Origin of the sequence: Sorangium sp. So ce321 (genome assembly GCF_051530195.1) — a bacterium.
Classification (GTDB): Bacteria; Myxococcota_A; Polyangia; order Polyangiales; family Polyangiaceae; genus Sorangium.
In genome coordinates this window covers 8,700,721-8,715,199 of the sequence record NZ_CP150329.1, presented here as the reverse complement: position 1 = coordinate 8,715,199, position 14,479 = coordinate 8,700,721, and the positions used below count along the sequence as shown (strand labels likewise).

8 protein-coding genes are annotated in these 14,479 nt (G+C 71.3%); 2 read left to right on the top strand and 6 right to left on the bottom strand.

Annotated features, from left to right (window positions below):
- Positions 1-200: 200 nt before the first annotated feature.
- Together WME89_RS32145 and WME89_RS32140 are read right to left on the bottom strand one after the other, a co-directional pair.
- A complete protein-coding gene (locus tag WME89_RS32145; RefSeq protein ID WP_438003486.1) occupies positions 201-932 on the bottom strand; it encodes a transcriptional regulator in 732 nt (243 codons plus the stop codon).
- Between the two features lie 385 nt (positions 933-1,317).
- Positions 1,318-1,824 (bottom strand): MarR family winged helix-turn-helix transcriptional regulator, encoded by a 507-nt coding sequence (locus tag WME89_RS32140; RefSeq protein WP_438003485.1) that lies wholly within the window; start codon positions 1,822-1,824, stop codon positions 1,318-1,320.
- Positions 1,825-1,997: 173 nt separating this feature from the next.
- Between WME89_RS32140 and WME89_RS32135 the strand changes: the two genes are divergently transcribed.
- The gene (locus tag WME89_RS32135; RefSeq protein WP_438003484.1) at positions 1,998-2,765 is read left to right on the top strand and encodes a hypothetical protein; all 768 of its coding nucleotides are present in this window, start codon (positions 1,998-2,000) and stop codon (positions 2,763-2,765) included.
- 83 nt (positions 2,766-2,848) lie between these two features.
- Here the strand turns inward: WME89_RS32135 and WME89_RS32130 are convergent, their stop codons facing one another.
- The 3 genes from WME89_RS32130 to WME89_RS32120 all read right to left on the bottom strand — a co-directional run bounded on the left by WME89_RS32130 (position 2,849) and on the right by WME89_RS32120 (position 6,812).
- Positions 2,849-3,241 carry a hypothetical protein gene (locus tag WME89_RS32130; RefSeq protein WP_437661728.1) on the bottom strand — a complete coding sequence of 131 codons (393 nt, stop codon included), beginning with the start codon at positions 3,239-3,241 and terminating at the stop codon, positions 2,849-2,851.
- A gap of 846 nt (positions 3,242-4,087) precedes the next feature.
- The gene (locus tag WME89_RS32125; RefSeq protein WP_438003483.1) at positions 4,088-4,885 is read right to left on the bottom strand and encodes a phosphotransferase enzyme family protein; all 798 of its coding nucleotides are present in this window, start codon (positions 4,883-4,885) and stop codon (positions 4,088-4,090) included.
- A 196-nt stretch (positions 4,886-5,081) separates the two neighbouring features.
- Positions 5,082-6,812, bottom strand: coding sequence for a hypothetical protein (locus WME89_RS32120; protein ID WP_438003482.1), 1,731 nt, complete (start codon positions 6,810-6,812; stop codon positions 5,082-5,084).
- Between the two features lie 385 nt (positions 6,813-7,197).
- On the opposite strand from WME89_RS32120, the gene WME89_RS32115 reads away from it, so the two are divergent.
- Entirely contained in the window at positions 7,198-8,301 is a 1,104-nt protein-coding gene (locus WME89_RS32115) for an ABC transporter substrate-binding protein (RefSeq protein ID WP_438003481.1), read from the top strand.
- A gap of 125 nt (positions 8,302-8,426) precedes the next feature.
- On the opposite strand, the gene WME89_RS32110 is transcribed toward WME89_RS32115, so the two are convergent.
- Positions 8,427-13,970, bottom strand: a complete 5,544-nt coding sequence (locus tag WME89_RS32110; protein WP_438003480.1) for a DUF4215 domain-containing protein — start codon at positions 13,968-13,970, stop codon at positions 8,427-8,429.
- Positions 13,971-14,479 lie beyond the last annotated feature (509 nt).

Genomic DNA, 14,479 nt, shown 5'->3' with positions numbered 1-14,479 from the left:
TCTGGGTTTCGTATCCCGCCGGACGTGACGCAGGGCCGTCCGAGAGCGCGCCGCGTCGCCACGGCGTGCTGCAGGCGATCCGCGACGCGTTGTCGGTGGTAGGGTACGCCGGACCCGCGGTCGAGGTCGCCCGCGGCGCCCTGGTCACTGGACCTGGGCCGCGCAGGTCCTGCGTGACGAGGTCGCCCGCGGCGCCCTGGTCACTGGAGCTGGGCAGCGCAGGTCTTGCGGAGGGCGCGCGCCCTGTCGATGCACGCGGCGAGGGCGTCCTCGGCCGGCTCGTCCGGGCACGCGGCCTCGAAGCCGCGGATGGCGTCGCGGAGCCCCCGCATGCCCGGGCCGCCGGCGTCGAGGCCGAGCTTGTGCTTGCGCTGGTCGTCGTCGTCGTCGTCGCCTCCGACCAGCAGGAGCGTGCCCACCACCGCCCCCACGACGACGACGCCGGTGACGACGCCGACGACGATCACCCCTGTCTTGCCCTCCACGTCCGGCGGCTCGGCGTCAGGGAGCGACGGCGTGCCCGCCGGGACCTGCGGCGCCTCGAGGCCCGCGGCCAGCACCGTGGTAGCGACGCCGCCCGCGAGCCCGAGGCCGCCGATGACGAGGCTCGACAGGGTGAGCGCGCTCGGCCCCGCGTCCGCGCTCGCGTTGACGTTCACGCTGGCCGAGAGGCGCGCCTGCGCCGCGTTGCACACGGCGTGGGCGTCGAGGCGGTGGATCTCGAGCGACGCGCGAGGCGCGGTCTCGGGCGGCAGCTTCGCCGCCAGGATGATGTCGTCCGCCGATCGCCGGAGCGTGAACGGCTCGGGCGCGGCGGCTGCGTCGGGCGCGGCCGCCGAGCGCGGCGTCGAGGCCTTGCCGCAGCCGGCCAGTCCACATGCGATGATCAGGAGCGTTGTGCAGGAGAGGACATGATCGCGTCGCAGGGTCATGATGCAACGCTACGCCGATCGGCCGCGGCTGCGTCGAGCGAAATCGACGCGTCGCGAGCCGGGCCATGCCGACGAGCGGACTCTGCGCGGGATGACAACGTGGTGTGTTCGGCGCGCGGAGGAGCTCAAGGTGCGATGTGGGTGGCCCCGCGACCGCGTGGAGCGTGAGCTTCTCCGCATATCCGATGATATCGCTCGTGAGCGCGACGAGCGCAGGCTCTCCATTCTGCCATGCTCGTGCTCCTTCTCGTCCCAGCCTCCAGCGCCGTTGGTGTGCCCTCGGCCGAGTATACTTCGACCCGGACCGCCGAGGCCGCCGCCGCCACGGCCTGAGCGGTACCTGCGTTGCCCCAGGTCCGCGAGGGGTGCGGCGCGACGCTGGCGCTCAGCCGTCCGGTCCTCCTTTGCCCTTGCCGAGCTTGCGGTACCCCGGGTGGACGCCGGCCGTGAGCTCCTGCTCGGCCGCGATCCGCCGGAGGAGGGCCGCGAGCTGCGCCTGCTCCGCGTCGTCGAGCGCCGCGCAGAGCGCCTGCCGGTGCTCCTGGGCGACGCGCCCGATCCGCTGCACCATCTCCTGTCCGGCCCTGGTGAGGTGGAGCGCGTAGGAGCGCCGGTCCTCGGGGCTGCTCCGCCGCTCCAGGAGCCCGCGCTCCTCCAGCGCGTCGAGCAGGACGACGAGCCGGCTCGGGAACATGCCGAGCCGATCGCTCAGGGCGGCCTGGCTGATGCCGTTCGACTGGCCGATCGCGCGCAGGATGCCCGCGTGCGGCGGCAGCAGCTGCAGCGGCGCCAGCCGCTCGGCGAACTGCGCCGCCGCGTGGGCCCCCACCTGCGCCAGCAGGAACGCCAGATCCGCGCCGGAGGACGGGTCGGAAGATCGCGCCGAGCTCATCCGTGCGCCTCCCGGATAGTTATCGACATGAATGATTCATGGTGTTAACGTTGTCGCGTCGGTCCGAAGGGTCAAGCCGGAGCTGCCGCCCTGCTTCCGCGATGGTGCGGGCCAGGAGATCGGGCAGCGCCGGCGAGCCCGTTGGATCTCACGGGAGGCACCCTATGACGGACTTGAACGACCCGAAAGCGGCAAGCGGCAGCGTCCACCTGGGTCCGAACCCCGGCGCTGTCGCGGCGGTGTTCATGCTGCTCTTCCTCGCGAGCCTCGTGCCCGTCACGCTCCTCATGAGCGAGGCGCACTTCCCGTCTCCGCTGCAGACGCCCGAGGAGGTGGTGGCCTATTTCCGGGGCGACGTCGGCGCCCGGGTGCGCCTGTGCGCCTTCCTGCAGTTCTGCGCGGCGATACCGCTCGGCGTCCTCTCGGCCACGATGGTGAGCCGCCTGCGGTTCCACGGATCGAGCGCGGCTGGCCCGTCGATCGCGTGGTTCGGCGGCCTGGCCTCCTCGACGGCCATGGCGATCTCCGCGCTGATCCAGTGGTCGCTCGCGCAGCCTGGCCTCGCGGAGGACGCGGCGCTCACGCGCGGCCTGCACTTCCTGATCTTCGCCGTCGGGGGCCCCGGCTACACGGTGCCGCTCGGCCTGCTCCTCGCGGGGATCTGCGTCCCTGCGCTGATCATGAGGCTGCTGCCCCGCTGGCTGGCGGTGTCCGGCCTGGTGCTGGCGGCGATCGGCGAGCTCAGCGCCCTGAGCCTCGTCATCCCGGGGGCCCTGTTCCTCATCCCGCTCACGCGCTTCCCCGGGTTCATCTGGCTCATCGTGGCGGGCTTCAAGCTGCCACGGGAGCGGGCAGGCCATGGCCGGCCCGCCGGGATCGACGGCCCTCTTTCCCCGGAACGCCGCATCCAGGGCGCAGCGATCCTGGCCGCGCCGCGGTGAGGTACGGGGCGCAGCTCACCGCGCTGTGGTGAGGTACGGAGCGCTGCTGGCCGCGCTGCGGTGAGATGGGGTATCTCGCCGGTTCACCGTTCCGTGCCGGTGCGCCTCGCGCCGTGCAGGCCACGGAGCCGGTTCCACAGCTCGTAGTCCGTGTGCTTCTTGGGCGCGATCAGGTCGTCGGGTCGGGTCACCTTCTCCCCGGTCACCGTGAACTCGCCCCGCTCGCGGTCGTTGAGGTCGATGTACGTCGCGTTCTGCTCCAGGCGCCGTCCCGGCCGGACGATGCGCAGCGCCCTGAGCTCCTCGTTGTTGAGCTCGGGGAGCAGGATGCGCGTCTCCTTGAGATCGAAGGCGGACATCGTGTCGTCCGCCGGCGAGGGCGCGCCGATGTTCTGGCCCGCCATGGCGTTCGGGTTCAGGTCGCTCTCGTACTCCGCCGGGTGCTTGTCCGGCGTCTCGGCTTGGTGTCTTGTCATGGTCGTTCCCTCGCCGGCCCTGTGGTGCCCGGAGGGGCCGACCGCAAGCGCCGCCGTCGCCAGCGCGGGCTCAGCGGCGGCGGCGGCCCTCGGCTCCGCGGCCTCAGCCGTGATCCCGCGCCGCGCCCACTCCCTCACGGCCTCGGCCGTGAGGGATGCTGGCACCGGGGCCGCCGGGTCATCTCTGGAGCGGCTCGAGACGTCAGGGACATGAGCACGCGCACGAGGCAGGGCCACGGACGAGGGTCCCTCCCGGGTCCCAGTTGCAATACTCCCAGCCTGTAGGGATGAACCCACAGACGCCATCGAAGCGGTGCAGCTCGATCGTCCCTCCGACGCGGCGGTAGAGCAGATGCTGACCGTCGTCTCGACCACACTCCAGGCTCGCAGCGCAAGCGCCGGGACCTCCAGGGGGCAGCCTGAGGCAGCGGTGCTCCTCGCTGATCTCATCACAGGATGCTTCGTCGGCGGTCACGCGAACCGGCTTCCAGGAGCACATGTAGCCTTCATCTCTCGATGCATGGGCTTCGCAGTCTTCCTGGGTCAAGCGCTCATCACAGGTCGTCATCGTGTTCCCGGTGCCAGCGCTCGTCGTCCCGGTGCCAGCGCTCGTCGCCTCCGGCGCGCCCCCCGCGCCATCTTCCTCGGTGCCGTCTCGAACGCTCGAGGTGCAGCCGAGAAGCGTCGACAGCGTCGACGCGGCAAGCCCAAGGACCGAGAGCGATCCACGGCCCATCCAGCTCCCGTCGCGCTGAAGCGGCGAGCGCCGGAGACGCGCTGGTGTAGGCATCCGGCCGGAACCGGAACCGGAACCGGAGCGGCCGCTGACCGCGCCAGGAGGGGCCGTCACCTCGGGCCGCTCGGGGGAGCGGCGAAGACCCTCAGCAGCCGATCACGCTCCGCTCCCAGATAGCGGATGTCCTCTTCGTAGAGCGCGGGGTGGCCGGCGGCGATGTGCGCCCGGGATGCCGTATCGCCGGCCTCGGCCCGCGCGCGCATGGACGCGAGGAGCGCCGCCAGCCGGTCGACCACGGTGTCGAGCAACAAGGCTCCGGGCTCGAGCCCGGAGGCCCGGCAGAACCAGGCTGCCCGCCGCGCCTGCTCCTCCGGGCTGCCAGCGCTGTCCGGGTTGGTCGGCGCGTGCAGCGGCGCGAACCGGTAGACCGCATATGCCACGTCCCACAAGCGCGGGCCAGGGTGCGCTGTGTCGAAGTCGATGAAGCCCACCACGCGGCCGGCGCGGAAGACACAGTTGTAGGGCGCGATGTCGCCGTGACAGATCACCTCGGCTGGCGACCGGGCCGGGAGCGCCCACCGGTCGTCTGGCCCCGCGACGAACGTCGCGCTCGCGTCGTGAAAGCGGCGGAGCAAGGCGCCGGCGGACGTCAGGAGATCGTCAGTCCGCAGCTCGGCGGGGAGCGCAGGGTGCACGTCGCCCTCGAGGTACGAGAGCACCTCGTTCCCCTCGTCGTCGTGGCCGAACGGCTCCGGCGCCCCGTCGAACCCCGCTGTCCGCAGGTGCCGCAGCAGCCGGTGGATGGCGGGCGCCGCCGCCGTCGCCGGCCGGTGGACCCTGTCCCCGCGCCGGCGTACGGTGTTCACCCCGCCCTGGAATACTGTCTCGTCAACCGTCTTGTCGACCATGCCGAGCCATCCTGTCACGTGCAGGCGTGTCCGGTCGAGAGGCGACCGGAAGCTCGAGGCGGCGTTGCTGGCTCCTGTCTCTCTGGCGCGGGTCGCCGCTCGGTCCGGCTCCGCACCCCTGCGTGGCGCCGCGCCGCTCTCCGCGGGGGCCCCCGACCCGAGGGTGCGGCGGGGGCGCGACGCCATTGACAGCCTTTCAGTAGAGCGTCCGCGAGGCGCGGAACGAGACGAACGGTTGGGTCGGGCTGCTGGTGTAGAACACGGCCTCCCAGCGGTAGTCTCCAGCATAGGGGGGGACATCCGCCGTGAAGTACACGCGGAGCTGTCGGCTCTGGCCGGGCGCCAGCGTCACCGGGAAGGTGACGACGTCGGCGGGGTCGATCATGAACCTCGGCTCGAGCACGGCGCCGAGCCCGCCCCACGACGCCCACTGCTCCTGGAGGTAATACAGGCTGACCGGCGCCGAGCCTGTATTCGTCAGCGTGACGAACCGCTCCGCGACGTGCGGAATGGTGACCGCGTACGACGAGATCGGCGGGAAGACCAGCTCCGGCTCGCTCACCGCGAGCGTGGCGCCGCCTGTGCCGCGCGGGCGCAGCCGGAGCGTCGGATCGCCGAGCAGCACGTCGATGTTGAGCGGCGTCGTCGCCTGCCGGACCTCGCCCAGCGTGAGGCCGTGGGCCAGCAGCTGGAGCTCCGGGGAGGGGGTCGGATCCCCGGCGACGAAGACGAGATCCGTGTAGGCGCGCACGGCGAGCGTCTCGCCGGAGAACAGGAGCCAGCCGCCCATGTAGTCCGGATCCGCGAAGTGCCCGTTGGTGCATGATTGCAGATCGATCAGGAGCGCGCGCGGCGGCGTCGCCTGGTAATCGCTGCCGCTCAGGTACGTCGACCCCCCCAGCCATTGCGAGCTCGACGTGCCGTGCACGTTCACGAAGGCGTACTCGCTGGTCTCGTTCAGCCGCGAGAGCCAGAGCTGGCGCTGGGCGGCGATGTCCGGCGACGAGACCGTCGACAGCCCCTGGGCCGGCGGCTGCGTGAACAACCAGCCAGCCGAGTAGAAGTCGCTGGCCTGCTGCTGAACCTGAGCCTGGCTGAGCTCTCCGTCGCCGGGGTCCCCGTTCTGCCCGAGGCTGTTGTAGAAGACCACGCGGGAGCCGTAGCTCTTCGCGCCGGTGCGGTAGGCGTGGTTGCGATCGAGGTACGCCCGGAGCTGCGCCACCCGCTCGGTCAAGGGTAGCACCGCCGGCGGCGTGAGCCGGCCGCTCCACACCTGGCGCCGCCGGTCGACGGTGAACGCGTCGTAAGAGACGTCGTTCTCGGGCCCGGACACGATGTCGCCCCCTCGATCGTAGGTGCCGTTGTGGTTGCGGTCCTGCCAGTACTGATCGTCGAGCACCTCGTAGAACGCATCGGTGATGTGCGCGTAGTTCACGCCGCCGACGATCAGATCGCCGAGCCACACGTAGGGAATGTCGCCGATCAAGAGGTTGCCGATCAGGCCCGCCTGCTGGTGCAGGCCCTGGAGCCGCGCGTGGACCTGCCGGGCCGTCGTGCTGGACGTGTCCACGAGCTCGGTCACCACGCAGACATCGAGCTCTCCCTCGATGTCGTCGGAGAGGCGCGCGAGCTCCGCCTGAAGCGGCGCATGGAACGCCTGGTCCACCACGAGCGCGACCGTGCCCGGACGATCGCACTCGGCCCCGAGCGCGACGTCGGACACAAGGGATCCATCCGAGCCATGGACGCGGAGGCCCTCGCGTAGATCGGCCGTGTCCACCGCGACGGCCGCCCGCGCCGAGCTGGAGCCCGCGCCGTCCGTGGGCTCCGAGCCGGAGCCGATGCACCCCGCGGGCATCAGGCTCATGAACGAGGCGATCGAGGCAATCCGCCGTGCGTGTCTCCGGATATCAAGTATGTTCATCATGACTCCGATCTTGTGGTCGCGAAAGATGTCACCGGTGTCGCGACACGCAACGTCGATTTCTTGCCAGGGTGGCTGTGCGGCGCGCGGGGCGGCGCGATCGAGGCAATATGAAAACGCTGCATGAGGCGCATGCTGTATACGAGCTGGAGGTGCGCTGTCCGCCGGGGTAGTGCGGTGTGGCGTCGGACCGACTCGAGAGCTCACAGGGGCAGCCCTGCCCGCGGCCGGAGATTGCGCTATAAGCCGCCGGCCGAAGGAGGCGTGAACGATGCGAGCTCTCCACCGTTTCATATTTTTCTCTGCGATCGGATTGATCGCTTGTGACGGCAAATCGGATTCCAGCGCGGACGCCACCACGGCGGGCTCAGGCACGACGGGTGGTTTCATGGCTGGCGGCGCGGGGGGCGCGTCCGCGGGCGGCGCGGGCCCTGGTGCTGCCGACGCGAGCAGCGGCAGCGCCGGCCAGGGCGGCGCGGGCGGGAATGGCGGCGCGGGCGGGGACGCGGGCGGGAATGGCGGCAGGGACGCGGGCGCGGGCGGGAATGGCGGCGCTGCCGGGAATGGCGGCGCCGGCGGGAACGGCGGAGCAGCTTCGTTTCCTGCGCTCAGCATCACGAGCGACACCTCATCCATCGAGTTCACCCCTGCGCTGATCGCGGCCCAGGACTTCTATCCCGGTGAAGCGACCGTCGAGCCCGGCGGCATCGTGGGCCTGCTCAACGACGCCAGCGTCGATCTCGGCACCAACGCGGAGACGCAGACGCTACGACAATCGGTGGCTCACCCCGACCTGCGTATCATCTTCACGGTGACGGAGACGTTCTACCGCATCGTGGCCAACCGGGCGGCGGGGATCAGCTCGCTCGCGGACCTGCGAGGCAAGCGGATCGGCTCGATCGCCAACACCTCCGCGGCCTACTTCATCCACAAGTACCTGGGCACCGTGGGCCTCACCGACGCCGACTACACGGTCGTCTCCGGGGGCATCTGCATGGCCGCGCCCTGCGCGGCGAACACCTTGCCGGCCATGCTCGAGGAGGGCGTCGTGGACGCCGTCGCGCTCTGGGAGCCATCGACCCAGCTCGCGGCGAACGCGATCGGGAGCGACGCCATCGTGTTCCAGGATCGCTCGCTCTACCGCGAGATCGTGAACCTCCACAGCACCGCCGAGAAGCTCGCGGATCCCGAGGAGCGGCGCGGTATCGTCGAGTTCGTGCGCTCGCTCGCGAGCGCGCAGGAGCTCTACCGCACCAACCCAGAAGCGGTCTGGCCGAGGATCTCGGACGCGATCGGCATCGAGCCCTCCGTGCTGGAGCAGGTCTGGGAGGACGAGCGGTTCCAGGGCACGCTGGTGCCCGACATCCTGGACGTCCTCGAGGAAGAAGAGCCCTGGGTCGCCGCGCAGACAGGCCGCGCCCCGCGTACCCGCGCGGAGCTCGCGCCGCTCGTCGATGACAGCGTGATGCGGGAAGCCCTCGGGCGCCCGTAGGGGCTCAGGCGGCCGGTGGCCGCCGTCAGCGGCTGGATCGAGGGAGGGTGGGGGAGCGGGCGGTGAGCTCGCGGGGGCAGGCCTCGGACGAGGCCTGCTCCCCGCGCGCCCGCTGGCGGGCGGGGCTAGTTGGGGATGCTGTCGTACTGGCAGGTCAGGCTGCAGCCGTCGCCAGCCATGCGGTTGCCGTCGTCGCAGTCCTCGTACAAGCTCTGCAGCTTGCCGTCGCCGCAGTACGGCCCGTAGACGCAGCCCGGCGCGCACTTGCCGTAGCCGCCGGTGTTGTGGCCGTCGCCGTCGTCGCACTGCTCGGTGCCGTTGCGGATGCCGTCGCCGCAGCGCGGGCCGAGCTGGCAGCGCGGGCCGCACTGGCCGTAACCGCCGTCGTTATCGCCGTCGTCGCACTGCTCGCCCGGCTGCACGACGCCGTCGCCGCACTGGGCGCCGAGGCGGCAGTTGTTGCTGCAGCCCGTCGCCGCGTTCGGGGGATCGCACTGCTCGCCCCACTCGTCGTCGACGTTGCTGTCGCCGCACCTGGCCGCGGGGGTGCAGTTGGGCAGGCAGCTCCCGTACACGCCGTCGTTCACGCCGTCGTCGCACGTCTCGGCGCCGCTGACGATGCCGTCGCCGCAGTACGGCCCGTACTGGCAGAGGAGGTTGCACCCGCCGTAGACGCCGCTGTTCATGTCCTCGCCGAGGTCGCACTCCTCTTCCTCGGGCTGGACGATGGCGTCGCCGCAGCGCGGCCCGTACACGCACGAGGGGTTGCACTGGCCGTACCCGCCGTCGTTGATGCCGTCGTCGCACTCCTCGCCGAACTGCGACTGAACCACCCCGTCGCCGCAGTGCGCGCCGAGCCGGCAGCTCGCGCAGCTCGCGTCGGCCGCGTTGTCGCACTCCTCGCCCCAGTCCGCGTCGACGTGGTTGTCGCCGCACCGCGGGGCCGGCAGGCAGCCCGGGCTGCAGGTGCCGTAGGTGCCGTCGTTCACGCCGTCGTCGCACGCCTCGCGGCCGTTCCTGACGCCATCGCCGCAGTAAGGCGCGTAGCGGCAGGTGGAGGTGCACCCGCCGTAAGCGCCCGTGTTGTTGCCGTCACCGAGGTCGCACTGCTCCTCGCCGGGCTGCACGATGCCGTCGCCGCAGCGGGGACCGTACACGCACGAGGGGCCGCACTGGCCGTACCCGCCGTCGTTCACGCCGTCGTCGCACTCCTCGCCGAGCTCGGGCTGCGTGACGCCGTTACCGCACTGCGAGGCGATGTGGCAGCTGATGCAGTACGGGTCGGTGGCGCTGTCGCACTCCTCGCCCCAGTCCACGTCGACGCGGTTGTCGCCGCACTTCGGGGCCGGCGTGCAGCCCGGGTTGCAGGTGCCGTACGCGCCGTCGTTCACGCCGTCGTCGCACCCCTCGGCGCCGTTCCTGATGCCATCGCCGCAGTACGGCGCGTAGTTGCAGGTACGGGTGCACCCTCCGTGCGCGCCGGTGTTGTTGCCGTCGCCGAGGTCGCAGTTCTCGTCCTCGGGCTGGACGATGCCGTCGCCGCAGCGGGGCCCGAGCACGCACGAGCGGTTGCACTGGCCGTACCCGCCGTCGTTGATGCCGTCGTCGCACTCCTCGTCGAACTCCGGCTGCACCACCCCGTCGCCGCAGTGCTCGCCGAGCTGGCAGGCCACGCAGTACGGGTCGTCCGCGTCGTCGCACTCCTCGCCCCAGTCCGCGTCGACGCGGCCGTCGCCGCACTTCGGGGCCGGCGTGCAGGTCGGGTTGCAGGTGCCGTAGGTGCCGTCGTTGATGCCGTCGTCGCACTGCTCGGTGCCGTTGCGGATCGCGTCGCCGCAGTAAGGCCCGATGTCGCAGGACGTCGTGCAGCCGCCGTAGCCGCCCGCCGTGTTGCCGGCGCCGAGGTCGCACGCCTCGTACGGGGCGTTGACCGCGCCGTCGCCGCAGCGGGGCGGGGCCACGCACCCCGGCGCGCAGGCGCCGGAGGCGTTGGCGTACGTGCTGTTGTTCACGCCGTTGTCGCAGGCCTCGGGGCCGTTCCTCACGCCGTCGCCGCAGTACGCGCCGAGCTGGCAGTTGTTGCACTTGCCGTAGCCCGTCCCGTTCCGGGTGCCGTCGTCGCACTCCTCACCGGGCGTCACGACCGGCGGGTCGACCCCGCACTGCGGCGTGCAGGCCGATCTGCCGGCGCTGAAGCCCGCCAGCGTGAGCTGGTAGTTCGACCCGGTGACGTGGCGCTCGGCCTGGAACACCGCGATCTCGTAGACCTTGCCGTTCTCGAGGCCCAGGTTGACGGTGTAAGGCGCGCGATCCGGGCAGTTGGTCTCGGTGCAGGGGGTCACGCGGGCGTTGCCGTTGTCGAGGATGGTCACGCTCTCCTGGTTGCGCTGGTGGATGCCGCCGATGTCCGCGGTCAGCGTGTTCTTGATGAACACCCAGACGTCGTCGTCACCGTAGAACGTGAGCACAGGGTCGGCCGCCCTCGTGTCCGAGTTGAACTGGAACCAGTAGCGGACCTCGCTCGTGAAGTAGAAGTTGTGCCTCTGGCCGGCTTCGCCGTTCTGCTGCAGCTCCAGGCCGCTTGCGACCAGGCTCTCGAGCACGGGATCCCCGCCGGGCGGGGCGAGGTCCAGCGGCCAGAACGGGCTCCGCTCGTAGACGAAGGTCCCGGGGCTCGTCTCGACCAGGTCGATCGTGGTCATGATCGTCCTGTTGAAGTTGGGGTTGTCCCGGTACCACCACTGGAAGTTGGTTTGCCCCGTGGTCCAGCCGTTCGCGGCGGCCGGCGTGAGCGTGCCGGTTCCGCGTGCGTTCACGGGCTTGCCGTCGGCGTCGAGCGTCGTCGCGACGGTGCCGTCGATCTGCGCGCCGTCGGGGCTGATCTCGAAGTCGAGGTGCCCGCGGAGCGCATCGCCCTGGTTGGCGTCGCAGGCGCCGTTGGCCGTGGAGCTGAAGGTGTTGTTCGTCGGGCAATAGCCGATGAAGTCGCGGAGGACCATCGGCAGCCGCATCTCGGTGGCCTCCACCGTGCAGACGTAGCCGGCCTCGACCGCGCAGTCGGCGGAGCAGCCGTCGCCGCTCTCGTTGTTGCCGTCATCGCACTGCTCGGTCGCGTCGCCGGGCAGGAGGATGCCGTCGCCGCACTCCGAGACGCACGCGCCGAGCGGGCAGTTCGGCTCGCGCTTGCAGTCCGGCGTGCAGCCGTCTCGCCAGTTGTCGTTGCCGTCGTCGCAGACCTCGGTGCCCTCGGCGATGCCGTCGCCGCAGAGCGAGAAGCCCAGGCAATCCTGGGGCTCGCCGTCGTCACACACCCGGCCCGGCTCGATCTTGCAGGTCTCGTCGCAGCCGTCGCCCGGGAAGAGATCGCCGTCGTCGCACTGCTCGGCGCCCATCTTGATCCCGTCGCCGCAGATCGTCTTGCACGGGAACCCGACGCGCGAGCAATCCCACCCATCCTCGACGAGCTGGCAGTCGGCGCTGCAGCCGTCGCCGCTGGCCGGGGGCTTCTGTCCGTCGTCGCACGTCTCGGTGCCGCCGATCACGCCGTCTCCGCAGACGGGAGGCGCAGGCGGGGTGCAGTGCCCGCCGGTCGGCGGGCACGTCCAGCCGAGCTCGATCTTGCACTGCGGCGTGCAACCGTCGCCGCCGACAGGGCTGGCGTCGCCGCCGTCGTCGCACTGCTCGCCCGGCTGGACCACGCCGTCGCCGCAGTACGTCCTCCGCGTGCAGGGCTGGCCCGGCCTGCAGATCCAGCCGTCCTCGAGCCGGCAGGCGGCCGTGCAGCCGTCGCCGGACGCGGGCGGGTCGTCGGCGTCGTCGCACTCCTCCGAGCCGTTCACGCGGCCATCGCCGCACCGGTAGAGGAGGACGCAGGGCTCACCGGGCTCGGGGCACACATACGCGGTGTCCACCGTCTTGCAGTCCGCGCTGCAGCCGTCGCCGCTCGCCGTGTTGCCGTCGTCGCAGAGCTCGCCCGGGTTCACCACGCCGTCGCCGCAGCGGATCTGCAGCTGGCAGGGCTGCCCCGGGTTCGGGCAGGTGTAGAACGCCTCCTGCCGGCACAGGCTCGAGCAGCCGTCGCCGCCGGCGGTGTTGCCGTCGTCGCACTGCTCGCCGGTCTCCTTGGCGCCGTTGCCGCAGACAGGCAGCCGCGTGCACGGCTGGCCGGGCCGGCTGCACTGATATCCATCCTCGCGCATGCACGTCGCGCTGCAGCCGTCGCCGGACGCGGGCGGGCTGTCGCCGTCCTCGCACTCCTCCGAGCCGTTCACTCGGCCGTCGCCGCACCGGAACGGGACGACGCAGGGCTCACCCGGCGTGGTGCACACGTAATTCGGCTCCACCGCGCTGCAGTCCGCTCTGCAGCCGTCGCCGCTCGCCGTGTTGCCGTCGTCGCAGACCTCGCCGGGGTTCACGACGCCGTCGCCGCACCGGAGCTGCAGCTGGCAGGGCTGCCCGGGGATCGGACAGGAATAGAACGCCTCCTGCCGGCACAGGCTCGAGCAGCCATCGCCGCTCGCGACGTTGGCGTCGTCGCACTGCTCGCCGCTCTCCAGGAACCCGTTGCCGCAGACGGGCAGGAGCTCGCACGCCTGCCCGGGCCTCGGGCACACGTAGCCCGGCTCGCGCATGCACTCCGCGCTGCAGCCGTCGCCGGACGCGGGCGGGTCGTCGCCGTCCTCGCACTGCTCGCCGCTGTTCACGCGGCCATCACCGCAGCGGTAAAGCCGGATGCAGGGCTCGCCCGGCTCGGGGCACACGAAGAGCGGGTCGAGCACCCTGCAGTCGGCGCTGCAGCCGTCGCCGTTCAGCGTGTTGCCGTCGTCGCAGAGCTCGCCGGGGTCGACCGCGCCGTCGCCGCACCGGATCTGCAGCTCGCAGGGCTCTCCCGGGGTGGGGCACGTATAGAACGACTCCTGCCGGCAGAGGCTCGAGCAGCCGTCGCCGCTGGCGGCGTTGCCGTCGTCGCACTGCTCGCCGCTCTCCTTGTCGCCGTTGCCGCAGACCGGCACGCGCTCGCAGGGCTGCCCCGGCCTGGAGCAAACGAAGCCCGCCTCGCGCCGGCAGTCGGCGTTACAGCCGTCGCCGGACGCCTCGTTGCGGTCGTCGCACTCCTCCGAGCCGTTCACGCGGCCGTCGCCACAGTCGTAGAGCAGCGTGCACGGCTGGCCCGGCATCGGACAGACGTACGAGGGGTCGACGAAGAAGCAGTCGGCGCTGCAGCCGTCGCCATCCGCGGTGTTGCCGTCGTCGCAGAACTCGCCCGGATCGAGCACGCCATCGCCGCAGGCGATGGTCAGGACGCACGGCGCGCCGGGCGTGGGACATGCGCAGTAGGGCTCGATCTCGCACAGCCCGGAGCAGCAGTCGCCGGGCAGGCTGTTGCCGTCGTCGCACGCCTCGCTGGCCTGGTTGATCTGGCCGTCGCCGCACGCTGGCTCCTGCGGCAGCTCGCACTCGGGGGGCGGGTCGTCGCCGGCGCACGGGTCCGGCCCGCCGCCCTCGCCGCCGGTGCCGACGCCGACGCCGGCAGCGAAGTCGTCGCCGCCGGTGCCGGCAGCCGCGCCGCTGCCGGAGACCGCGCCGCTCCCCGCGCCGCCCGCGCCTGTTTCGCCGCCCGTGGAGGGGGCATCCCCTCCACAGGCGGCAGCTACTTGCAGTAATCCCACCGCCAAAGCCAGATAAGACGTTCTCAAACTCACGACACACCTCGACGAACACGAGCGACTGCGCTCGGGCAGGAAGTCGACGACCCCGGCACAGGGTAGATCGGGCGCCCCTCGCACCTCTAGCCGAAAATCACTTCATCCTGCTCCACTCGGCTCTTCTTCACGACGTCTTCCGCGGCGGATTCCACCAGAGCTCACGACGTCTTTCCGCGGCGGATTCCACGAGCACCGCGGACGAATGACGCACGTTGCGCGACGCGGCGCGGGGCGGACTCGGCTGCTTCCTCTCAGCTTCTGAGGTCACCCGGGCAGGCGCCGCGCGTCACAACCTGGTTCGGCCTTGACATTTGCGCCCTCGCCGGCGGCCGGGAAATGATTGGAACGCAAAGGAACTTACGGTGCGTGCCGGGGCGCGCCGGGCAGGTGGCTGTCATGACCTTGCCGCGCGAGAAGCCGGGGTACGTGAACACGCATCTCGAGAATGCGTTCTTGACGTGAGCGCCGCCCCG

Coding starts and splice junctions, on each gene's coding strand:
- WME89_RS32125 (WP_438003483.1), bottom strand. CDS start 4,885: ATGGTCGACAAGACGGTTGACGAGACAGTATTCCAGGGCGGGGTGAAC.
- WME89_RS32115 (WP_438003481.1), top strand. CDS start 7,198: ATGGCTGGCGGCGCGGGGGGCGCGTCCGCGGGCGGCGCGGGCCCTGGT.
- WME89_RS32140 (WP_438003485.1), bottom strand. CDS start 1,824: ATGAGCTCGGCGCGATCTTCCGACCCGTCCTCCGGCGCGGATCTGGCG.
- WME89_RS32120 (WP_438003482.1), bottom strand. CDS start 6,812: ATGATGAACATACTTGATATCCGGAGACACGCACGGCGGATTGCCTCG.
- WME89_RS32145 (WP_438003486.1), bottom strand. CDS start 932: ATGACCCTGCGACGCGATCATGTCCTCTCCTGCACAACGCTCCTGATC.
- WME89_RS32130 (WP_437661728.1), bottom strand. CDS start 3,241: ATGACAAGACACCAAGCCGAGACGCCGGACAAGCACCCGGCGGAGTAC.